This is a genomic window from Pseudomonas sp. SMN5, from assembly GCF_052041925.1.
In the GTDB taxonomy this organism is placed as follows: Bacteria; Pseudomonadota; Gammaproteobacteria; order Pseudomonadales; family Pseudomonadaceae; genus Aquipseudomonas.
Genome location: NZ_JBKGGX010000008.1, coordinates 134,282 through 155,350 on the forward strand (window position 1 = coordinate 134,282; position 21,069 = coordinate 155,350).

Consider the following 21,069-nt stretch of genomic DNA (forward strand, 5'->3'; position numbering starts at 1 on the left):
TGGGAGCGAGCCTGCTCGCGATGGCGGTGTGCCAGTCGACATGACTGTTACTGATCCACCGCTATCGCGAGCAGGCTCGCTCCCACGGAAAGACCAGCGGCAATGATGTCTCGGCCGCACAAAACCAGGCGAAAACGCCAGTTTTAACTTCACCCTTGTAGACCGTCCTGCCCACCCCCATATTGGGGCGACTGACGCGTGAAGGAATTCAACTTGAGCGACCTTTTAAACCGCCGCCTGGCCCTGCTCGGTGAGCGCGCCAACCTCTCTCTGCTCGAACAGTGCCTGCACGGCATCGAGCGTGAATGCCTACGCGTCACGGAGGATGGCCACCTGGCCCAGACGCCGCATCCCAAGGCCCTGGGCTCGGCGCTGACCAACGAACAGATCACCACCGACTACTCCGAGTCGCTGCTGGAATTCATCACTCCGGCCCTGGCCGACCCGGCCGACACCCTGCACAGCCTCGACCGGATCCACCGTTTCGTTTACAGCAAACTGGGCGACGAGTACCTGTGGAGCCCCTCGATGCCGTGCCCGCTGCCGGCCGAGGAAGACATTCCGATTGCGTACTACGGCACCTCGAACATCGGTCGGCTCAAGTACGTCTACCGTCAAGGCCTGGCCCTGCGCTACGGCAAGACCATGCAATGCATCGCCGGGATCCACTACAACTTCTCGTTGCCGGAAAAGCTCTGGCCACTGCTGCGCCAGGACGAAGCCACCGAGGTCAGCGACCGCGACTTCCAGTCTTCGGCCTACATCGCACTGATCCGTAACTTCCGCCGCTACAGCTGGCTGCTGATGTACCTGTTCGGCGCCTCGCCGGCCCTGGACGCCGGTTTCCTGCGCGGCCGCCCGCACCAGTTGGAACAACTGGATCCGGACACGCTGTACCTGCCCTACGCCACCAGCCTGCGCATGAGTGACCTGGGTTACCAGAGCAACGCCCAGGCCGGCCTCACGCCTTGCTACAACGACCTTGCAAGCTACACCGACAGCCTGCGCAAGGCTGTGGCGACACCCTATGCGCCGTACGTCGAGGTGGGGACCCACCAGAACGGTGAGTGGGTGCAGCTCAACACCAACATCCTGCAGATCGAAAACGAGTACTACTCCAACATCCGCCCCAAACGCGTGACCTACACCGGCGAGCGGCCGATCCAGGCTTTGATGGCCCGGGGTATCCAGTACGTCGAAGTGCGCTGCCTGGATATCAACCCGTTCCTGCCGATGGGCATCGATCTCACTGAATCGCGTTTCATCGATGCATTCCTGCTGTATTGCGGCCTCAACGACAGCCCGCAACTGGAAAACAACGAATGCGGCAACGCCACGAGCAACTTCCTGACGGTGGTCAAGGAAGGCCGCAAGCCTGGGCTGCAATTGCAACGTCAGGGCCAGGCCGTTGACATGCAGGCCTGGGCCATCGAATTGCTGGAAAAAATCGCGCCGCTGGCTTCGTTGCTCGACCAGAGCAACGGTGGCGATGCCCACCGGCAGTCATTGGAGGCGCAACTGGCGAAGGTCCGTGACCCGTCCCTGACCCCGTCCGCCCAGGTGCTGGCCGCCATGGCCGAGCATCAGGAAAGCTTCGCCCAGTTCTCCCTGCGCCAGAGCAAAGCCCACGCCGAATTCTTCCGCGCCGAGCCGTTGCCTGCCCAGGAGCAGGACACATTCGACGAAGCCGCCCGCCAATCGCTGGTCCAGCAAGCTGAGCTTGAGCAGAACGAGGTGGGGGATTTCGATGTGTTCGTCGGTTCGTACCAGGCGAGCATTCTGGCGATCAGTAACTGACGGCTGTCGTGTCGATCCGTTACTGAACGGCTTTTGTGGCAAGGGAGCTTGCTCCTGCTCGGCTGCACAGCAGCCGCAAAATCCCGGGCCTGCTTCGCAGTCCAGCGGGAGCAAGCTCCCTCGCCACAGCAAGCTCCCTCGCCACAAGAGCATGTGCTTGTCATGCGCTGAGTTTTTTCGCTGATAAGCTCATTCTAAAAAGTTATTTATTTCTGAATTCTTAGATCATTTAGTCTCCTCCCATACCAACCATTTCGGTGGCCTGTTGAGGAGCTTTTGCCATGACTTTGAGTTTCCCCCTTCGCCTTCTCGCGGCCGCCTCCCTGGCCGCGGCGAGTCTTTTCGCCCAGGCGGCCGACCTGACCGTTGCGTACCAGACCACTGTCGACCCGGCCAAAGTGGCCCAGGCCGACGGCGCCTATGAAAAAGCCACCCAGGCCAGGATCGACTGGCGCAAGTTCGATAACGGCGCCGACGTCATTACCGCCATCGCCTCGGGTGATGTGCAGATCGGCTACCTCGGCTCCAGTCCGTTGACCGCAGCCATTACGCGCAATGTTCCGGTGGAAACCTTCCTCATCGCTACCCAGATCGGTGCCGCCGAGGCACTGGTGGCTCGCGACGGTTCCGGAATCAAGACCCCGCAAGACCTGATCGGCAAGAAGGTCGCGGTACCGTTCGTATCCACCGGGCACTACAGCCTGCTCGCGGCGTTGAAACACTGGAACATCGATCCTGCGAAAGTCACCATCCTGAACCTGGCGCCACCGGCCATCATCGCGGCCTGGAAGCGCGGCGATATCGATGCCACTTACGTCTGGGACCCGGCCCTGGGCGTGGCCAAGGAAAACGGCAAAGTGCTGATCACCTCCGCCGAGCTGGCCCAGTTCGGTGCGCCGACCTTTGACGCCTGGATCGTGCGCAAGGACTTCGCCCAGAAGCATCCGGAAATTGTGACCGCCTTCGCCAAGGTCACCCTGGATGCCTATGCCCAATACCGCAAGGACCCACAAGCCTGGTTGGCCGATGCGTCCAACGTCGAAAAACTGGTGAAGCTCTCCGGCGCCAAGGCCAGTGACATCCCGCTGTTGCTGCAAGGCAACGTCTATCCCCTGGCCGCCGACCAGGTGGTGAGCCTCGGCGCACCGACCACCCAGGCCATTACCAACACCGCGGCGTTCCTCAAGGAGCAAGGCAAAGTCGAAGCCGTATTGCCGGACTACGCGCCGTACGTCAGCGCCAAATACATCACTCGTTGATCACATTCGGGAGACATCGCGATGGCCTTGCTACAGCTGGAGCGCATCAGCGCACAGTACCCCGGCGCAGCGGAACCCGTGCTGGCGGATATTTCACTGACCCTGGGGCCCCGGCAATTGCTGGTGGCCCTCGGCCCGTCCGGCAGTGGCAAGACCTCGCTGTTGAACCTGATCGCCGGGTTCATAGAGCCCAGCGCCGGGCAGATCACCTTGGACGGCGTGCCCATCAAGGGCCCGGGCGCCGAGCGCGGCGTGGTGTTCCAGGACGACGCGCTGCTGCCCTGGCAAGACGTGCTGGCGAACGTCGGGTTCGGCCTGGAGCTGGCCGGGGTCCCCAAGCCAAAGCGTGAAGCCCGGGCCCGGGAGATGCTCGCCCTGGTGGACCTGGCCGGTTTCGAGCAACGCCGCGTCTGGCAGCTGTCGGGCGGCCAGAAACAGCGCGTCGGCCTGGCCCGGGCGCTGGCGGCTGACCCGCGTCTGCTGTTGATGGACGAGCCGTTCGGTGCCCTGGACGCTTTCACCCGTGAACAGATGCAGGAGCTGTTGCTGCAAGTTTGGCAGCGCACCGCCAAACCGGTATTCCTGATTACCCATGACATTGAAGAGGCGGTTTTCCTCGCCACCGATCTGGTCCTGCTGGCGCCCAACCCAGGGCAAGTCGTCGAGCGCTTGAGCCTGGACTTCGGTCGCCGCTACGGGGACGGGGAATCGGCACGCTCGATCAAGTCCGACCCGCGCTTTATCGAAACCCGCGAGCATGTACTCGCCAAAGTATTCTCCCAACGCAGCGCCACTCGGCAACAGGAGCGCGCATGAGCAGCTACGAAGTGCCTGCCCTGGTCCGTGAGCCCACGACCAGGCGCACGACTATCGGCCCACGATTCACACTGAGTATCCGCTGGATCAGCAGCCTGACGTTGATCGCTTTGCTGACCCTCTGGGGGGCAATCACCGCCAGCGGGCTGATCGAACCGCTGTTCCTGCCGTCGCCCTTCGCGGTGCTGCAAAAAGGCTGGCTGCTGGCAACCAGCGGCTACATGGACGCCACGCTCTGGCAACACCTGGCCGCCAGCCTTCAGCGAATCGGCCTGGGCCTGCTGTTCGCCATTTTGACGGCGGTGCCGGTGGGCATCGCCATCGGTGCCAACCGTATTGCCCGGGGTGTGCTCGATCCGCTGATCGAGTTCTACCGACCGATACCACCGCTGGCCTATCTGCCATTGATCGTGATCTGGTGCGGCATTGGTGAGTTGTCAAAAGTGCTGCTGATCTATCTGGCGATCTTCGCGCCGATTGCCATCGCCACGGCCACCGGCGTGCGCACCGTCGATCCGGCCAAACTGCGGGCCGCACAGTCGCTGGGCGCTACACGCATTCAGTTGATTCGCCATGTGATCGTGCCCAGCGCCCTGCCGGACATTCTCACCGGGATTCGCATCGGCCTGGGCGTGGGCTGGTCGACGCTGGTGGCCGCCGAGCTGATCGCCGCCACCAGTGGCCTGGGGTTCATGGTGCAGTCAGCCGCGCAATTCCTGGTCACCGATGTGGTGGTGCTGGGCATCCTGGTGATCGCACTGATCGCCTTCGCCATGGAAATGGGCTTGCGCGCGCTGCAACGCAAACTGGTGCCATGGCACGGCCAGGCCCATTGAGACCAATGACCACGCCGACGATTCGGCGCCAAACGAGACATTGCGATGAACCGTCCGAGCATTACTCCGTTGAGCAGCGCCCTCGGCGCGCAAATCGACGGGATCGATATCAGCCAGCCCTTGAGCCCGCAGGATCGCGATACCATCGAGCAGGCGCTGCTCGAACATCAGGTGCTGTTCTTTCGGAACCAGCCGATCGAACCGCAGCAACAGGCGCGTTTCGCCGCCTGCTTCGGCGACCTGCATATCCATCCGATCTACCCTAATGTGCCGGAGCAGCCGGAAGTCCTGGTGCTCGACACTGCCGTGACCGATGTCCGCGACAACGCCGTGTGGCACACCGACGTAACCTTCCTGCCCACCCCGGCCCTGGGCGCGGTGCTCAGCGCCAAGCTGCTACCGGCATTCGGCGGCGACACCTTGTGGGCCAGCGGCATCGCGGCATATGAAGCCCTGTCGACGCCCCTGAAGCAGATGCTACAAGGTCTGACGGCGACCCACGATTTCACCCGGTCCTTTCCGCTGGAGCGCTTTGGCAACACCGCACAAGACTTGGCGCGCTGGGAAGAAGCGCGCCGCAAAAACCCACCGCTGTCCCACCCGGTGATCCGCACCCATCCGGTGAGTGGACGCCGCTCATTATTCGTCAACGAAGGCTTCACCACGCGCATCAATGAGTTGTCGGAAAGCGAAAGCGAGGCGATCCTGAAACTGCTGTTCGCCCACGCCACCCGCCCGGAGTTCACCCTTCGCTGGCGCTGGCAGGCCAATGACGTGGCGTTCTGGGACAATCGCGTAACCCAGCACTTCGCGGTGGATGACTATCGCCCGGCGCGGCGAGTGATGCACCGGGCGACGATATTAGGGGATGTGCCGTTTTTCAGGTGAACAGCCCCCACCCGTGGCGAGGGAGCTTGCTCCCGCTGGGGTGCGCAGCAGCCCCAAGGCCTCCCGGATTATTCAAAAACCCGCTCCTGGCACAGTTCTGGGGCCGCTTGGCGGCCCAGCCGGAGCAAGCTCCCTCGCCACCGCCAGTTCCCCGCCACAGTTTGTCTTTCGCTCGTCACTCCGCCAACGAAGGCTTCTCCCAGAGATTGATCCCGCCTTCCTGGGCAAACCGATCGATCTGCGCCAGTTCCTGCGCGCTGAAACTCAGATTCTTCAACGCGCCGACATTCTCGATGATCTGCTCCGGACGGCTGGCACCGATCAGCGCCGAGGTGATCCGCGGGTCGCGCAGGGTCCATGCCAGGGCCATTTGCGCCAGGCTCTGGCCGCGCTGCTGAGCGATCTCATTTAGGGCGCGCACATGGGCGATGTTGTTTTCCGACAGGTGCGACGCCTGCAACGAGCCACCTCCCGGACGATTGACCCGCGCATCTTCCGGAATGCCCTTGAGGTATTTGTCGGTGAGCAGGCCTTGGGCCAATGGAGTAAAGGCAATCACACCGGTGCCCAGCTCCTCGGTGGCGTCCAGCAGGTCTTTTTCCACCCAGCGATTGAGCAGGTTGTAGGCCGGCTGGTGGATCAACAGCGGGACTTTCCATTCCTTCAACAGCGCAGCCATTTCCCGGGTCTTCACGCCAGAGTAGGAAGAAATGCCCACGTACAACGCCTTGCCCTGCTGCACAGCCGTCGCCAGCGCACTGGCGGTTTCCTCCAGCGGGGTATCAGGGTCGAAACGGTGGGAATAAAAGATGTCCACATAATCCACGCCCAGGCGCTGCAAGCTCTGGTCGAGACTGGCGAGCACATACTTGCGCGAACCGCCACCCTGCCCATAAGGACCCGGCCACATGTCCCAACCGGCCTTGCTGGAAATGATCAACTCATCGCGGTACTGCTTGAAATCCTCGCGCAGCAACCGACCGAAATTGATCTCGGCACTGCCATAGGGCGGGCCATAGTTGTTCGCCAGGTCAAAGTGGTTGATGCCCAGGTCGAACGCCGTACGCAACAACGCGCGCTGGGTATCGATCGGCGTGCTGTCGCCAAAGTTGTGCCACAACCCCAGTGACAGCGCCGGCAGCACCAGCCCGCTGCGACCGACGCGGCGATAAGGGATGGACTCGTAGCGGTTTTCGGCAGCGGTGTAAGTCATCGAAAAACTCTCAGTTCGGACGGACGCGGATGGCAACGCTAACATTTCACAGACGCCCGGGTCAGGCTGAAAGTTCGCGCAAGGCTGCCGCCGCCAGAAAACCTGAGCGCGAGCGGTAGCGCTGGTCCCGTCGTACGGTCTGATCAATGCGCTCCAGCAACTGCTCAGGCAGCGTCGCATTGAACCGTACCGATTTTCCGAAATACGGCGTGACGTCAAATTCCACCACGGCCCAGATCCCACCCGCGTAATCCGGGTTCTCAAGGTGATCGTCAATCTCATGGATCTTCGGCAGCGGCTCGCCATCAGCCACCAAACCCTCGTAGTGCAGGGAGAGTGCTTCTTTCACATTCTCGATAGCTTGCGCCACAGTGCCGCCAGCAGAAAAACACCCTGGCACATCCGGGACCGTCACCCCGTATTCAGAATCGGCATCCTTATGCAGAACGACCGGAAATTTCATTTGGATGAATCCTTCCTCCAGATCCGGCAGCGGTATCAGCCGGTCTGATAACAATGTATCCCCGCCGGGGATGACGTCATCGATCATAGGCCTCATTTCAGGCCCGCCTGTTTCAATATGCTATTGATCGTGCCTCTCGGCAGGTCAGAGTCGGGGTGTTTGATCGTCACCCTTCCCGCCTTGAAAGAATGCTTGTACTGATGATGGCTACCCTTCACCGCTACCAGATACCAACCGTCCTCTTCGATCTTCCTGATCATTTCCCTGCTTCGCATCACCTTTGCCTGATTCGCCAGCTCTGCCGGAAAACTCTAGCTGCGAAAGGCACCGCCCATACACACAATACACATCATGAAAAATATTAGCCCAACTCTTCAGCGAATACACCGCTCCGACTGTCGTTAGCGCACTTGCGCAAACACCTCCGCCAACCAATCCACAAACACCCGGACCCGTGGCGACAGGTGGCGGTTGTGGGGATAGAGCACCGAGATCGGCATGTCGGGGGGTGGCGTGGCGGTGAGGATTTCCTGGACCAGGCCTTGCTGGATCTGGGTTTGCATCCGGTAATGCGGACATTGGATCAGACCCAGGCCGGCGATGGCCGAGGCGGCGTAGATTTCGGCGCCGAACACCGACAGTGCACCATCGATGGCGACTTCCTGGAGTTCGCCATCGACCATGAACTGGAATGGATAGAGCTTGGCGGTGACGCGCGAAACGTAGTTCACCGCCCGATGGCCGCTCAGGTCATCAAGGCTTTTCGGTTCACCGTATCGGCGCAGGTAAGCAGGGCTGGCGCAGGTGATCTGCCGCAGGCTGGCGACGCGCCGGCCGATCAAAGACGAATCTTTCAGGGTGCCGGCGCGCAGGACGCAGTCGACCCCTTCTCCAATCAAGTCGACGAACCGGTCGGCCTCGCTGATAGACAGCTCGATGTCCGGGTAGCGCGCCATGAAGTCCGGCAACGCCGGGATCACGAAATGCCGCGCCAGGGTGCCATGCATATCCACCCGCAAGCGGCCCTTGGGCGCGACGCTGCGGAACGCCAGCTCGGCTTCTTCGAGTTCCGCCAGCAGTTGTACACAGCGCGGGTAATAGGCCTCGCCATCGAGGGTCGGTCGCACTTTGCGGGTGCTACGCTCCAGCAGGCGAACCCCGAGCCAGGCTTCGAACTGGTTGAGGGTGTGGGTCAGCGTGGCGCGGGGCAGGTTCAGGTCTTCGGCGGCCTGAGTAAAACTGCTGCGCTCGTAGATACGCACGAACGCCTTCATTGCCTTGACTTGATCCATTGCAGTCGCGCCCGGATTGTTGGTGATTCATGAACAGTCAAGGCAACTCTCCGGCATTTATCCCCCGGAGTAAACATGTGAATCTGACTTCACTTCCTAACCACCTCTATCCGAAGGAATCCAGCCATGACGATCCAGAACTCCAAAGTCGCCATTGTCACCGGTGCTTCTCGCGGTATCGGCGCCGAAATTGCCAGGCACCTGGCGGGCGAAGGCTATGCCGTTGCCATCAACTTCGCCAACAGCGCCAGCGAAGCCTCGAAGCTGGTGGTACAACTGCGCCAGGCGGGTCACCAGGCCATAGCGGTCAAGGCCGATGTGGCGGCCGCCGCCGATGTCCGCCGGATGTTCGATGAGGTCGAAGCGCAACTGGGCAAGGTCGATGTGTTGATCAACAACGCCGGTATCCTGCAAGTCATGCCCCTGGCCCAGCACAGCGACGAGCTGTTCGACCAGACCTTCGCCATCAACACCCGCGGCACCTTCAATACCCTGCGCGAAGCCGCGACCCGCTTGAACGACGGTGGTCGGATCGTGAATTTTTCCAGCAGCACCGTGGGCCTGAACCTGCCGGGCTATTCGGTGTACATCGCCAGCAAAGCGGCCGTGGAATCCCTGACCCAGGTATTCGCCAAAGAGTTGCGCGGTCGCCAGATCACCGTGAATGCCGTGGCCCCAGGTCCGGTCGCCACCGAGCTCTTCACCCATGGCAAGAGTGAGGAGCAGATCCAGCATTACGCGAAGATGCCGCCGCTGGAGCGCCTCGGCCAGCCGCAAGACATCGCCAGCATCATCTCGTTCCTGGTGAGCCCGGCCGCCGGCTGGGTCAACGGACAGATCTTGCGGGCCAACGGCGGGCTGGTCTGAGGCTTCGCACGACAGCGTCCGCCAGGCCGCTATCGCGAGCAAGCTCGCTCCCACAAGGGAATCAGCATCCCTCCAAGAAGGACTCACTTGTCCCTGTGGGAGCGAGCTTGCTCGCGATGGGGCCGGCGCGGCAGATGAAAACGCTCGGCTGTGTCAAAGCCTCAGTCAACGCACCAGGTGCAGGAACTGCATGTGCCGCTCGTACTGGTCGAGGATGTCGTTGATCACCTGCTCCTTGGTGTAGCCCACCAGGTCGTAATCCTGGCTACCCTCACTCAGATGCACCTCGGCGCGGTAGTAACGGCGGTTGTTGAGTTCCTTGGAACCCATGCCGCCACGGGCAAACGACGGCGTGAAGTAACCGCGCATCTGCACCTGGTAGATGAACGGGTGCTGCTCGCCGTGACCGATTTCCAGGCTGACACTGTCGCTGGCCGGGTCTGGCTGGGTGATCACCGCCAGGCCCTTCTCGGCGAACACTGCCTTCACCTCTTCAATGGCCGGGCGCACCGTGGTGTCGAGGAAGCGGTACACCTCGTCGCGGGACGGGAAATGCACCGCCTGGCTCAAGCGCTGGCGCCAGCCGCCCGTGCCCCGGCGGGAACCGGATACCGGTGCCAATGAATACAATTGCGCGATCTGTTTCTGCGACTCCAGATAGAACGCCTTGTGCAAGCCCCACATCATCAACAACAGGATCAGCGAGAACGGCAGGGAGGTCAGCAACACCGCTGATTTCAGGGCATCGATGCTGCCGGAAAACAGCAGCGCGCTGGTGACCAGGGCGGTCATCGCGCCCCAGAACACCCGCAGCCATTTCGGCCCATCTTCATCCGGGCTACCGCCCTTGGCCGAGAGCGTCGAAAGCACCACAGTGCCGGAGTCGGCAGACGTGACAAAAAACACGAAGCTGATGAACACCGTGACCGCGATGACGGTCTTGCTCCAGGGGTAGGTTTCCAACAGCAGGTACAGACTCATCGACGGGTTTTCCAGGGCCGACATACCCAACGCGCTCATGCCATGGTTCAGCACCTGGTCGATGGCGCTGTTGCCGAAAATCGACATCCAGGCGAGGGTGAAACCCAGGGGAATCAGCAACACGCCAAACACGAACTCGCGAATGGTACGGCCGCGGGAAATCCGCGCGATGAACAGCCCCACGAACGGCGACCAGGCAATCCACCAGGCCCAGTAGAACACTGTCCAGCCACCCAGCCAGTCGCTGGGCTTGTTGTAGGCGTACAGGTCGAAGCTCTTCATCGGCAGCGCGCCGAGGTAGTCGCCCAGATTCTGGATCAGCGTGTTGAGCAGATGCTGGGTTGGCCCGGCGAACAGCACGAACAGCAGCAGCGCACAGGCCAGCAGCATGTTGATGTCGGACATGACGCGCACGCCCTTGTCCACGCCCGCCACCGCCACGATGATCGCCGCGCCCATCATCAATACGATCAGGCCGACTTGAATCCATTGGGTGTGGGCGACGCCGAACAGGTAATCGAGACCGGAGTTGAGGTGTAACACCCCAAAGCCCATGTCCGCGCCGAGGCCGAACACGGTGGCAATGATGCCGAAGCCATCCACGGCATAGCCGATGGGGCCGTTGATGCGCTTGCCGATCAGCGGGTACAGCGCCGAACGCAACGCCAGCGGCAGGTTGTGCCGATAGGCGAAGTAGGCCAAGGCCATGCCGACAAACGCGAACACGCCCCAGCCGTGCAGGCCCCAGTGCAGAAACAGGATCTGCATGGCCTGGCGTGCGGCCTGGGCGGTTCCGGCCTCACCTTGGGGCGGCTGCACCATATGGGTCAGCGGCTCGGAGACGCAGAAGAAAAACAGGGTGATGCTGATCCCGGCGGCGAACAGCATCCCGGCCCAGGACAAATAACTGAATTCGGGCTCGTCGTGGTCGGCACCGAGCTTGATCTTGCCGTAGCCGGACAAGGCGGTGACCACCACGAAGACCAGATACAGCGTCATCGCCAGCAGGTAGTACCAACCGACCGTGTTGGCCGCCCAGTTCTGCGCCGCCAGCAGCCAGGCGCCGGCCTGCTCGGGCAGGCTGATCACCACCAGGCCGAACAGCAGGATGAAGGTCGCGGCGAAGTAAAACACCGGCGGATTCATGCGGACCAGGCCGCTGGATGGAAGGGACGAGGCACTCATGGGCAACGTACCCCGACAAGCGAGGGAGCGACGATCGAAAACGGACTCGGCAAAGGCAAGCCTCCTGTTGTGAGCGGGCAGCAAACCGACGGTTTAACTTGAATGAACGTTCAAGTTAAACATACTGAGGTAGCTAAGGACCAATCGCAGGGCTCGACGGCACCTTTCCTACACTAGTCCACGGGAGGGTATGACGCTGCCTGGGGTGTGTTCGTTCAGTAATGGCAAACAACGCCCAGCCCCTTTGGGAGCGAGCTTGCTCGCGATAGCGGTGTGTCAGTAAAAAGATATGCCAACTGGACCACCGCAATCGCGAGCAAGCTCGCTCCCACAGGTCCGTGTCGTTTGGCAATACGAGGTCACTGGCTTTTTACTCACACCTAAACGATTGCCAGTTGCCCACCCACACCCGCCCTGCCTATAGTCCGGTCATCTCCTGCAATCAGTACGGACTCATGATCAAACAACAGCTGGCCCGCTTTAACCGCCTGGATCTGCTCGGCCACCCGACCCCGCTGGAAAAGCTCGACCGCCTCTCCAGCTGGCTCGGCCGGGATGTCTACATCAAGCGCGACGACCTGACGCCCCTGGCGCTGGGTGGCAACAAACTGCGCAAGCTTGAATACCTGGCCGCCGATGCCATCGCCCAAGGCGCGGACACGCTGATCACCGCCGGCGCGATCCAGTCCAACCATGTGCGCCAGACGGCCGCCATCGCCGCTAAGCTGGGCCTGGGTTGTGTGGCCCTGCTGGAAAACCCCATCGGCACCGACGACCACAATTACCTGGGCAACGGCAACCGGCTGCTGCTTGAACTGTTCGATGCCAAGGTCGAGCTGGTGGAAAACCTGGATAACGCCGATGAGCAGTTGCAGGCCCTGGCCGGCCGCCTGCGCAGCAACGGAAAAAAGCCCTACCTGGTGCCAATTGGCGGCTCGAATGCCTTGGGCGCGCTGGGGTATGTGCGGGCCGGCCTGGAACTGGCCGAGCAGATCAAGGACACCGGGCTGGATTTCGCCGCCGTAGTGCTGGCCTCCGGCAGCGCCGGGACTCATAGCGGCCTGGCGCTGGCGTTGAGCGAAAGCCTGCCGAACCTTCCTGTCATTGGTGTCACGGTTTCGCGCAGCGAAGAGGATCAGTTTCCCAAGGTACAGGGCCTGGCCGAACGCACCGCGCAGCTGCTCGAGATCAAGCTGCCGGAGGCGTTCAAGGTCAACCTGTGGGACGAATATTTCGCCCCTCGCTACGGCGAGCCAAACGCCGGGACGCTGGCGGCGGTCAAGCTGCTTGCCAGCCAGGAAGGCCTGTTGCTGGATCCGGTCTACACCGGCAAGGCCATGGCCGGGCTGCTCGATGGCATCGGCCGCGACCGTTTCGACGAGGGTCCGATCATCTTCCTGCACACCGGTGGCGCACCTGCGCTGTTCGCCTATGACGCAGTGTTCTAAGACCTGAGAAAGTCTCCCTGTGGGAGCGAGCCTGCTCGCGATGGCGGTGGGTCAGTGACGATGGATTTAACTGACCCACCGTCATCGCGAGCAGGCTCGCTCCCACAATGGGATCATTTCATATTGGAATATGTACAGGATTTAATATTATTTTCCAATCTATAAAACCCATCCTATAGTCGCGCCGAAGGCGCATTTGCCGCGAGACGCCCAAGCTGCTTTGAGGCAGGATGTGGCAATCTTTTCGAATCGCGGCTACGCCTTTCTCATCCACATAATGTTTCATAAGAAAACACAGGGGCTTGTCATGAATTTTTCCGCATTACGTCGCAACCTGCTGGTGGGTTCGCTGGGCCTGGCATTGAGCGCCGGCCTGCTGGGGCAAGCGGTTGCCGGTGAGCAGCTGCAAACGATCAAGGACAAGGGCGTGATCAACGTCGGCCTGGAAGGCACTTACCCTCCGTTCAGTTTCGTTGATGCCGACGGCAAGCTGACCGGTTTCGAAGTGGAATTTTCCGAAGCCCTGGCCAAGGAACTGGGCGTGAAGGTCAAGCTGCAGCCAACCAAATGGGACGGCATCCTCGCGGCGCTGGAGTCCAATCGCCTGGACGCGGTGATCAACCAGGTGACCATTTCCGAAGAGCGCAAGAAGAAGTACGACTTCTCCAAACCGTATACCGTTTCCGGGATCCAGGCACTGACCCTGACCAAGAACAAAGACACCATCAAGACGGCGGCCGACCTTGCGGGCAAGAAAGTTGGCGTGGGACTGGGCACCAACTACGAACAGTGGGTCAAGGCCAACGTACCGGGCGCTGACGTACGCACCTACGAAGATGACCCGACCAAGTTCCAGGACCTGCGTGTCGGCCGTATCGACGCCATCCTGATCGACCGCCTCGCCGCCCTGGAATACGCCAAAAAAGCCAAGGACACTGCCGCCGCCGGCGAAGCGTTTTCCCGCCAGGAGTCCGGGATCGCTCTGCGCAAAGGCGAACCTGAACTGCTGGACGCGGTGAACCAGGCCATCGACAAGCTGCGCGCCGACGGCACGCTGAAAAAGCTTTCGGAGAAATACTTCAGCGCTGACGTCACTCAATAATGGAAGAGGCTTTCCAACTCGCGCTGGACTCCGCGCCCTTCTTGCTCAAGGGCGCGTATTACACGGTGATTCTTAGCCTGGGCGGCATGTTCTTCGGCTTGTTGCTGGGGTTCGGCCTGGCGCTGATGCGCCTGTCGCGCTTCAAGCTGGTGAGCTGGGTCGCACGCATCTACGTGTCGTTCTTTCGCGGCACGCCGCTGCTGGTGCAACTGTTCGTGATCTATTACGGGCTGCCGCAATTGGGCGTCGAGCTGGATCCGCTGCCGGCGGCGCTGATCGGCTTCTCGCTGAACATGGCCGCCTACGCCTGTGAAATCCTGCGGGCCGCCATCAGTTCCATCGAGCGTGGCCAGTGGGAAGCGGCGGCCAGCATCGGCATGACCCGCGCCCAGACCCTGCGCCGGGCCATCCTGCCGCAAGCCGCACGCACGGCCCTGCCACCGTTGGGCAACAGCTTCATTTCCCTGGTCAAGGACACCGCGCTGGCGGCGACCATCCAGGTGCCGGAGCTGTTCCGCCAGGCGCAGCTGATCACCGCGCGAACCTTCGAGATCTTCACCATGTACCTTGCCGCCGCGCTGATCTACTGGGTTCTGGCAAGCGTGCTCTCGCACCTGCAGAACGTCCTGGAAGCCCGGGTCAATCGGCATGACCAGGAGTCCTGATCCATGATTGTCGTGGAAAAACTGACAAAGCAGTTCAAGGGTCAGGTGGTGCTCAATGGCATCGACCTGAAGATCGAAGAAGGCGAAGTGGTTGCGATCATCGGTCCCAGTGGCTCGGGCAAGACCACCTTCCTGCGCTGCCTGAACTTCCTCGAAGAACCCAGCAGCGGTCGGATCAAGGTGGGTGACATCGAAATCGATGGCAGCCGCCCTTTGAACCAGCAGCAGAACCTGGTGCGGCGCTTGCGTCAGCAGGTGGGATTTGTGTTCCAGAACTTCAATCTGTTCCCCCACCGCACTGCGCTGGAGAACGTCACCGAAGGCCCGATGGTGGTGAAAAAGACCCCGCGGGCCGACGCCGAAGCCCTGGGCCGCAAGCTTTTGGCCAAGGTCGGGCTGGCGGGCAAGGAAAACGCTTACCCGCGACGCCTGTCCGGGGGTCAGCAACAGCGCGTGGCCATTGCCCGGGCACTGGCGATGGAACCTGCGGTGATCCTGTTCGACGAGCCGACCTCGGCCCTCGATCCGGAACTGGTGGGTGAAGTGCTGTCGACCATCCGTGGCCTGGCCGAAGAGAAGCGCACCATGGTCATCGTGACCCACGAGATGGGCTTCGCCCGAGACGTGGCCAACCGCGTGGTGTTTTTCGACAAAGGCGTGATCGTCGAGCAAGGCGAAGCCAAGGCCTTGTTTGCCGCACCAAAGGAAGAGCGTACCCGGCAGTTCCTCAGCAAATTCCTCTCTGCCGGAAACGGCGCCTAGTAAGTTGCTTCAAGCTTCATCACTTCCAGGGATGGAAGTGAGGCAACTTATTCAAGACCGCACTGCATCAGTTATCAAAGACGAAACAACTGGCAACTTTGTGCCTATAAATAATTTCCATTGATCATTGCGCACATACACATATCTCTAGCAACACTTTCTCCTGATCTTTTTTGAACGCCAACAAGTCTCCTCAGCTTTCCCGCCTCAAACGGCCAGCCTAGGAAAAAGGCGCCTGACGCCAAGCATTCTTAACAATGGGGCGTAGGACGTTTCTGAAGAACTTCCCATCGAACCATTAAGCAAGCCCCTCTATTGACACTGCAACTAGCGAACCTTTATCTAGTGATCGACAGGCGATGCACATTAACTCAATTCCATACACTGGCTAATAAAGTCAGCGCCTAGTGCCGCGTAAATAAAATATGTAGCGTTATCAAGGAGAACATCATGACATGTACGTCGAATATTCCTGGACTGGCTGCACCCACCGTGGCCAACATCCACCCTGCCGGTATCAATATCGCCAGTGCCACGCACCTGGAAGTCGCCATTGCACCCTACCCCGGCATGGACGCGGGCGACCTGATCGAGTTGTTCTGGGACGACTGCTACGTGGGCTCTCGCCTGCTGACATCGGCCGACGTACAAACCAGCGTCACGCTACGGGTGCCGGAAAGCTTCATCGTCAATGGAACTTCGCGCATTCACTACCGCGTGATGCAAGTGGGGCGTGGGCCGGCGTTGTCCGTCGCGCAACGGATACAGGTAAAACTCGATTGCCCAGGCGGCCAGCCTTCGGCCTTGAGCGGCACTGAAAACCAGGGGTTGGCGCCGGTCAGGATACCCGCGACCATCCGCCGCCAAGGGGTGAACCCGAGCCAGATCAAGCGCGGTGTACCAGTGACCATCGAGCCCTACCTGAACATGGCCGCCGACGATGCAATCACCTTGCGCTGGGGCGATGTGCGCATGGACTTGCCCCGCATCAAGCCGAGCGAGATCGGCCAGCCGATCAACATCTGGGTCCCGCCGCACGTCATCCTCGAAGCCGGGGAGGACCTGCGCCTGGAAGTGACCTACTGCATCCTTGATCGCGTAGGCAATAACTCCCAGTGGGCGCCGCCGCGGACGTTGAAGATCGGCTGTGCCAGGCCTTGTCAGAAAAGTGCCTCGAACGAAGCACTCATGGCGGCCGGGGTTGGCCGCCATTGAATGACCGAGATTGTTGCTGCCAGAGGCGTTTCTGTGGCGAGGGAGCTTGCTCCCGCTTGGGTGCGCAGCGCCCATAAAAAGCTTGGGGTCGCTGCGCAACCCAGCGGGAGCAAGCTCCCTCGCCACAAAAGCCTTGGTACTACGGCAAGCCAAGTAGGCATTCAATCCAACCTATATATATTCCTAAAAGTTAGTTCATAAAAAATTTATACGCGTTTAGGGTATATACACCGGACCACCGGACATTCTTGTTTTTACACGCCGCATTCATCGCGGCGTTTCTTGAGATGTGAGGTGGGTATGGTACGGAACACAATCACCCCAGTGCAGGGCACAAAAGCGCAGCACGCCAAGGCACTGCCAGCAGCCACGGAGTGGCTGTGATGTCAGACCTGGCACAAGCAAAGGTCCAGAGCGACCAGGACATCGCACCGCTGTTGCTGCCCGCGCAAATACTGCGCAACGATGCCGAGGCCATCGAGGCCGCCCGCGAACTGGCGCAGGTCGCCCGTCAGCAGGCGGCGCGGCGCGATCAGCAGCGCAAACTGCCGTGGTCGGAAATCGAACAATTCACCCGCAGCGGGCTAGGCAGCATCGCTATTCCCCGGGAATACGGCGGCCCCCAGGTTTCGTTCGTGACCGTCGCCGACGTGTTCGCGATCATTTCCGCTGCCGACCCGGCCCTCGGGCAGATCCCCCAGAACCAGTTCGGCGTGCTCCAGCTGATTCTCGCCACGGGCACCGAGCGGCAAAAGAAAATCCTCCTGCAAAGCGTGCTCGAAGGCTGGCGCATCGGCAATGCCGGGCCGGAACGGGGCGTGCGAAATACCCTGCAGCTCAAGACACGGATCACCGCTGACGGTGACGGGTATGTCATCAACGGGCAAAAGTTCTATTCCACCGGCGCGCTGTTCGCCCACTGGGTGGCGGTCAAGGCACTGAATGACGATGGCCGTCAGGTGTTGGCGTTCGTGCCGCGTGGTACGCCGGGGCTGCGGATCGTCGACGATTGGTCGGGTTTCGGGCAACGCACCACCGCCAGCGGCACCGTGCTGTTGAACGACGTCCGGGTTGACGCCGAACGGGTCCTGGACAACTGGCGCGTCAACGAAAAGCCGAATGTACAGGGCGCGATTTCCCAGCTGATCCAGGCCGCCATAGACGCCGGCATCGCCCGTGGCGCCATTGATGACGCCATTGCATTCGTCCGTGAACGGGCCCGGCCGTGGATCGACGCCAAGGTCGAACGGGCCAGCGACGACCTCTACGTGATCGCCGATATCGGCAAGCTGAAAATCGACCTGCACGCCGCCGAAGCGCTGCTGCGCAAGGCCGGGCAAGTGCTGGACCAGGTCAGCGCCGCGCCCATCACCGCGCAATCCGCTGCCCGCGCCTCGATTGCCGTGGCCGAAGCCAAGGTGCTCACCACCGAGATTGCCTTGCAGGCCAGCGAAAAACTCTTCGAACTGGCCGGCAGCCGCGCCACCCTCGCCGAATTCAATCTCGACCGCCACTGGCGCAACGCGCGGGTCCACACCCTGCACGACCCGGTGCGCTGGAAGTATCACGCGGTTGGCGCCTATCACCTCAACGGCACGTTGCCGGCGCGACATTCCTGGATCTGACGACCCGACCTCTGGAGCAGTACATGACGTTTTCTCAACACGTCGCGGTAATCACCAGCGATGAACAAGCCCTCATCGTCGCCAGCGACCTGGCCGATGACTTCAAGCGCGACAGCGTCCTGCGCGACCGCGAACGACGCCTGCCCTATCCGGAACTGGAAGTCTTCTCCCGCTCCGGCCTGTGGGGCATCAGCGTGCCCAAGGCCTACGGCGGCGCCGGGGTTTCCAACGTCACGCTGGCCAAGGTCATCGCCTTGATCGCCCAGGCCGACGGTTCCCTCGGGCAGATTCCGCAGAACCATTACTACGCCCTGGAAGTGTTGCGGGTGAATGGCAGCGAAGCGCAGAAGCAACGGTTATACGCCGAGGTACTGGCCGGCCAGCGCTTCGGTAACGCATTGGCCGAGCTTGGCACCAAGACCGCCCACGAGCGCACCACTCAGCTGCGTCGCGATGGCGACGGCTACCGGATCAACGGGCGCAAGTTCTACGCCACCGGGGCGATCTATGCCCAACGCATCCCCACTTCGGTGGTGGATGAAAACGGTGTGCAACAGCTGGCGTTCGTCCCGCACGACAGTAAAGGCCTGACAGTGATCGACGACTGGAGCGGTTTCGGCCAACGCACCACCGGCAGCGGCTCGGTGGTGTTCGACGACGTGTATGTCGACGCCGAAGACGTCGTGCCATTCCAGAGTGCCTTCGAGCGCCCGACGCCGGTGGGGCCGCTGGCGCAGATTCTCCATGCCGCCATCGACACCGGCATCGCCCGCGCCGCCTATGAAGATGCGTTGCACTTCGTGCGCAGCAAGACCCGGCCATGGATCGACGCCACCAGCGACGTCGCCACCGAGGACCCGCTCACTCTCAAGAGTTTCGGCCAATTGAGCATCCGCCTGCATGCCGCCGAAGCGCTGTTGGAGCGCGCCGGAGAGTTCCTCGACCGGGCCCAGGCCGACACTCAGGCCGATTCGGTCGCCGCCGCCTCGATTGCGGTGGCCGAGGCCCGCGCCATCAGCACCGAAATTTCCCTGGCCGCCGGCAGCACCCTGTTCGAGCTGGCCGGCAGCCAGGCGACCCTGGCCGAACATGGCCTGGACCGCCATTGGCGCAACGCACGGGTGCACACCCTGCACGACCCGGTGCGCTGGAAATATCACGCGGTCGGCAACTTCTATCTCAACGACGAGAAGCCGCCGCTGCGGGGGACGATCTGATGGCGTCCGGCAAGAAAAAAATCCTGCTCAATGCGTTCAACATGAACTGCGTCGGGCACATCAACCATGGCTTGTGGACCCATCCCCAGGACACCTCGACCCAGTACAACACGATCGAATACTGGACTGGCCTGGCGCAGCTGCTCGAACGCGGCCTGTTCGACGGGCTGTTCATCGCCGATATCGTCGGGGTCTACGACGTCTATCAACAATCGGTGGACGTCACGCTGAAGGAGTCGATCCAGCTACCGGTCAACGACCCGTTGCTGCTGGTCTCGGCGATGGCGGCGGTCACCCGGGACCTGGGTTTCGGCCTCACCGCCAACCTGACCTACGAGCCGCCGTACCTGTTCGCCCGGCGCATGAGCACCCTCGACCACCTGAGTCGCGGCCGGGTCGGCTGGAACATCGTCACCGGCTACCTGGACAGCGCCGCCAAAGCCATGGGCCTGACCGCGCAAGTCGAGCATGACCGGCGTTACGACCAGGCCGACGAGTACCTGCAAGTGCTCTACAAACTGTGGGAAGGCAGTTGGGAAAACGACGCGGTACTCAATGATCGTCAGCAACGGATCTATGCCCGGCCGGAGAAGGTGCACAAGATCCGGCACCAAGGCGAGTTCTATCAGGTCGAGGGCTATCACCTGTGCGAACCCTCGCCCCAACGCACTCCGGTGCTGTTCCAGGCCGGCAGTTCGGAACGCGGCCTGTTGTTCGCCGGGCGGCATGCCGAGTGCGTGTTCATCAGCGGCCAGAACAAACCGGCGACCAAGGTCCAGGTGGACAAGGTCCGCGCCAGCGCCGCCCGTGCCGGGCGCAACCCCAAGGACATCAAGGTGTTCATGGGCCTGAACGTGATCGTCGGCGAGACCGAAGCGGCGGCCTGGGCCAAGCATGCCGAGTACCTGAGCTACGCCAGCGCCGAGGCCGGGGTGGCACATTTTTCCGCATCGACGGGGATCGATTTTTCCCAGTACGAACTGGACGAGCCGATCCAGTACGTGAAGAGCAACGCCATCCAGTCCGCCACCAAGACCCTGCAAAACAACGACTGGACCCGACGCAAATTGCTGGAACAGCACGCCCTTGGCGGCCGCTACATCACGGTGGTCGGTTCAGCCGAACAAGTGGCCGATGAGTTGGAATCATGGATCGCCGAGACCGGCCTCGATGGCTTCAACCTGACCCGCATCGTCACGCCGCAAAGTTATGTGGACTTCATCGACCTGGTGATTCCCGAGCTGCAGCGACGCGGCTCGTACAAGACCGCATATGACCACGGCACGCTGCGCGAGAAGTTGTTTCATGCCGGGGCTCATTTGCCCGGGCAACACACCGGCTCGGATTACCGGCACTGAGTTATTAATCAGGGGGCTGGCTGAATCCCGCTCGGCTGCGCAGCAGGCGCGAAATCTTGAGGCCTGCTGCGCAGTCCAGC

General features: G+C 61.5%; 19 protein-coding genes. 14 read left to right on the forward strand and 5 right to left on the reverse strand.

What is annotated here, in order from left to right:
- Positions 1 to 213 precede the first annotated feature (213 nt).
- The 5 genes from gshA (at position 214) to tauD (ending at position 5,596) form a co-directional block, all read left to right on the forward strand.
- A complete protein-coding gene (gene gshA, locus ACLEJR_RS10635) occupies positions 214 to 1,797 on the forward strand; it encodes a glutamate--cysteine ligase (protein WP_440796715.1) in 1,584 nt (527 codons plus the stop codon).
- 281 nt (positions 1,798 to 2,078) lie between these two features.
- Positions 2,079 to 3,056 (forward strand): taurine ABC transporter substrate-binding protein, encoded by a 978-nt coding sequence (gene tauA, locus ACLEJR_RS10640; protein WP_440813768.1) that lies wholly within the window; start codon positions 2,079 to 2,081, stop codon positions 3,054 to 3,056.
- Positions 3,057 to 3,077: 21 nt separating this feature from the next.
- Positions 3,078 to 3,872 (forward strand): taurine ABC transporter ATP-binding subunit, encoded by a 795-nt coding sequence (gene tauB, locus ACLEJR_RS10645; RefSeq protein WP_440813770.1) that lies wholly within the window; start codon positions 3,078 to 3,080, stop codon positions 3,870 to 3,872.
- On the forward strand, positions 3,869 to 4,708 hold the full coding sequence (gene tauC / locus ACLEJR_RS10650) for a taurine ABC transporter permease TauC (RefSeq protein WP_440796718.1): 840 nt from the start codon (positions 3,869 to 3,871) through the stop codon (positions 4,706 to 4,708). Before tauB ends, tauC begins: the two co-directional genes overlap by 4 nt.
- Positions 4,709 to 4,753: 45 nt before the next feature.
- Complete coding sequence (gene tauD, locus ACLEJR_RS10655) at positions 4,754 to 5,596, forward strand: taurine dioxygenase (RefSeq protein ID WP_440813772.1); 843 nt, start codon at positions 4,754 to 4,756, stop codon at positions 5,594 to 5,596.
- 175 nt (positions 5,597 to 5,771) lie between these two features.
- Here the strand turns inward: tauD and mgrA are convergent, their stop codons facing one another.
- The 4 genes from mgrA to ACLEJR_RS10675 form a co-directional block, all read right to left on the reverse strand.
- A complete protein-coding gene (gene mgrA / locus ACLEJR_RS10660; RefSeq protein ID WP_440813773.1) occupies positions 5,772 to 6,809 on the reverse strand; it encodes an L-glyceraldehyde 3-phosphate reductase in 1,038 nt (345 codons plus the stop codon).
- A gap of 61 nt (positions 6,810 to 6,870) precedes the next feature.
- Positions 6,871 to 7,272, reverse strand: coding sequence for a type II toxin-antitoxin system HicB family antitoxin (locus ACLEJR_RS10665; RefSeq protein ID WP_440796846.1), 402 nt, complete (start codon positions 7,270 to 7,272; stop codon positions 6,871 to 6,873).
- A gap of 92 nt (positions 7,273 to 7,364) precedes the next feature.
- Complete coding sequence (locus ACLEJR_RS10670) at positions 7,365 to 7,547, reverse strand: type II toxin-antitoxin system HicA family toxin (protein WP_440796721.1); 183 nt, start codon at positions 7,545 to 7,547, stop codon at positions 7,365 to 7,367.
- Between the two features lie 126 nt (positions 7,548 to 7,673).
- On the reverse strand, positions 7,674 to 8,564 hold the full coding sequence (locus ACLEJR_RS10675) for a LysR family transcriptional regulator (RefSeq protein ID WP_440813774.1): 891 nt from the start codon (positions 8,562 to 8,564) through the stop codon (positions 7,674 to 7,676).
- Positions 8,565 to 8,690: 126 nt separating this feature from the next.
- Here ACLEJR_RS10675 and ACLEJR_RS10680 point away from each other — a divergent pair, with 126 nt between their 5' ends.
- Positions 8,691 to 9,431 (forward strand): SDR family oxidoreductase, encoded by a 741-nt coding sequence (locus ACLEJR_RS10680; RefSeq protein WP_440796723.1) that lies wholly within the window; start codon positions 8,691 to 8,693, stop codon positions 9,429 to 9,431.
- A 165-nt stretch (positions 9,432 to 9,596) separates the two neighbouring features.
- On the opposite strand, the gene betT is transcribed toward ACLEJR_RS10680, so the two are convergent.
- The gene (gene betT, locus ACLEJR_RS10685; protein ID WP_440813845.1) at positions 9,597 to 11,558 is read right to left on the reverse strand and encodes a choline transporter BetT; all 1,962 of its coding nucleotides are present in this window, start codon (positions 11,556 to 11,558) and stop codon (positions 9,597 to 9,599) included.
- A 494-nt stretch (positions 11,559 to 12,052) separates the two neighbouring features.
- Between betT and ACLEJR_RS10690 the strand changes: the two genes are divergently transcribed.
- From ACLEJR_RS10690 to ACLEJR_RS10725, 8 genes are all read left to right on the forward strand, one after another.
- Positions 12,053 to 13,045 (forward strand): D-cysteine desulfhydrase, encoded by a 993-nt coding sequence (locus ACLEJR_RS10690; RefSeq protein WP_440796724.1) that lies wholly within the window; start codon positions 12,053 to 12,055, stop codon positions 13,043 to 13,045.
- Positions 13,046 to 13,352: 307 nt separating this feature from the next.
- Positions 13,353 to 14,147, forward strand: a complete 795-nt coding sequence (tcyJ, locus tag ACLEJR_RS10695) for a cystine ABC transporter substrate-binding protein (protein WP_440796725.1) — start codon at positions 13,353 to 13,355, stop codon at positions 14,145 to 14,147.
- On the forward strand, positions 14,147 to 14,812 hold the full coding sequence (tcyL, locus tag ACLEJR_RS10700; RefSeq protein WP_144930408.1) for a cystine ABC transporter permease: 666 nt from the start codon (positions 14,147 to 14,149) through the stop codon (positions 14,810 to 14,812). Before tcyJ ends, tcyL begins: the two co-directional genes overlap by 1 nt.
- A 3-nt stretch (positions 14,813 to 14,815) precedes the next feature.
- Positions 14,816 to 15,574: an L-cystine ABC transporter ATP-binding protein TcyN gene (gene tcyN / locus ACLEJR_RS10705; protein ID WP_440796727.1), complete on the forward strand. Its 759-nt coding sequence runs from the start codon at positions 14,816 to 14,818 to the stop codon at positions 15,572 to 15,574.
- Positions 15,575 to 16,024: 450 nt separating this feature from the next.
- Positions 16,025 to 16,789 carry a hypothetical protein gene (locus ACLEJR_RS10710; RefSeq protein ID WP_440813776.1) on the forward strand — a complete coding sequence of 255 codons (765 nt, stop codon included), beginning with the start codon at positions 16,025 to 16,027 and terminating at the stop codon, positions 16,787 to 16,789.
- Between the two features lie 383 nt (positions 16,790 to 17,172).
- Complete coding sequence (locus tag ACLEJR_RS10715; protein ID WP_440813778.1) at positions 17,173 to 18,414, forward strand: SfnB family sulfur acquisition oxidoreductase; 1,242 nt, start codon at positions 17,173 to 17,175, stop codon at positions 18,412 to 18,414.
- A 23-nt stretch (positions 18,415 to 18,437) separates the two neighbouring features.
- Positions 18,438 to 19,631, forward strand: coding sequence for an SfnB family sulfur acquisition oxidoreductase (locus tag ACLEJR_RS10720; RefSeq protein WP_440813780.1), 1,194 nt, complete (start codon positions 18,438 to 18,440; stop codon positions 19,629 to 19,631).
- A complete protein-coding gene (locus ACLEJR_RS10725; protein WP_440813783.1) occupies positions 19,631 to 20,989 on the forward strand; it encodes an LLM class flavin-dependent oxidoreductase in 1,359 nt (452 codons plus the stop codon). Before ACLEJR_RS10720 ends, ACLEJR_RS10725 begins: the two co-directional genes overlap by 1 nt.
- Positions 20,990 to 21,069 lie beyond the last annotated feature (80 nt).

Bases quoted from the DNA above. Each gene is read 5' to 3' on its own strand.
- tauA (WP_440813768.1), top strand. From the start codon at position 2,079: ATGACTTTGAGTTTCCCCCTTCGCCTTCTCGCGGCCGCCTCCCTGGCC.
- tauB (WP_440813770.1), top strand. From the start codon at position 3,078: ATGGCCTTGCTACAGCTGGAGCGCATCAGCGCACAGTACCCCGGCGCA.
- tauC (WP_440796718.1), top strand. From the start codon at position 3,869: ATGAGCAGCTACGAAGTGCCTGCCCTGGTCCGTGAGCCCACGACCAGG.
- tauD (WP_440813772.1), top strand. From the start codon at position 4,754: ATGAACCGTCCGAGCATTACTCCGTTGAGCAGCGCCCTCGGCGCGCAA.
- mgrA (WP_440813773.1), bottom strand. From the start codon at position 6,809: ATGACTTACACCGCTGCCGAAAACCGCTACGAGTCCATCCCTTATCGC.
- ACLEJR_RS10665 (WP_440796846.1), bottom strand. From the start codon at position 7,272: ATGAAATTTCCGGTCGTTCTGCATAAGGATGCCGATTCTGAATACGGG.
- ACLEJR_RS10670 (WP_440796721.1), bottom strand. From the start codon at position 7,547: ATGCGAAGCAGGGAAATGATCAGGAAGATCGAAGAGGACGGTTGGTAT.
- ACLEJR_RS10675 (WP_440813774.1), bottom strand. From the start codon at position 8,564: ATGGATCAAGTCAAGGCAATGAAGGCGTTCGTGCGTATCTACGAGCGC.
- ACLEJR_RS10680 (WP_440796723.1), top strand. From the start codon at position 8,691: ATGACGATCCAGAACTCCAAAGTCGCCATTGTCACCGGTGCTTCTCGC.
- betT (WP_440813845.1), bottom strand. From the start codon at position 11,558: ATGAATCCGCCGGTGTTTTACTTCGCCGCGACCTTCATCCTGCTGTTC.
- ACLEJR_RS10690 (WP_440796724.1), top strand. From the start codon at position 12,053: ATGATCAAACAACAGCTGGCCCGCTTTAACCGCCTGGATCTGCTCGGC.
- tcyJ (WP_440796725.1), top strand. From the start codon at position 13,353: ATGAATTTTTCCGCATTACGTCGCAACCTGCTGGTGGGTTCGCTGGGC.
- tcyL (WP_144930408.1), top strand. From the start codon at position 14,147: ATGGAAGAGGCTTTCCAACTCGCGCTGGACTCCGCGCCCTTCTTGCTC.
- tcyN (WP_440796727.1), top strand. From the start codon at position 14,816: ATGATTGTCGTGGAAAAACTGACAAAGCAGTTCAAGGGTCAGGTGGTG.
- ACLEJR_RS10710 (WP_440813776.1), top strand. From the start codon at position 16,025: ATGACATGTACGTCGAATATTCCTGGACTGGCTGCACCCACCGTGGCC.
- ACLEJR_RS10715 (WP_440813778.1), top strand. From the start codon at position 17,173: ATGTCAGACCTGGCACAAGCAAAGGTCCAGAGCGACCAGGACATCGCA.
- ACLEJR_RS10720 (WP_440813780.1), top strand. From the start codon at position 18,438: ATGACGTTTTCTCAACACGTCGCGGTAATCACCAGCGATGAACAAGCC.
- ACLEJR_RS10725 (WP_440813783.1), top strand. From the start codon at position 19,631: ATGGCGTCCGGCAAGAAAAAAATCCTGCTCAATGCGTTCAACATGAAC.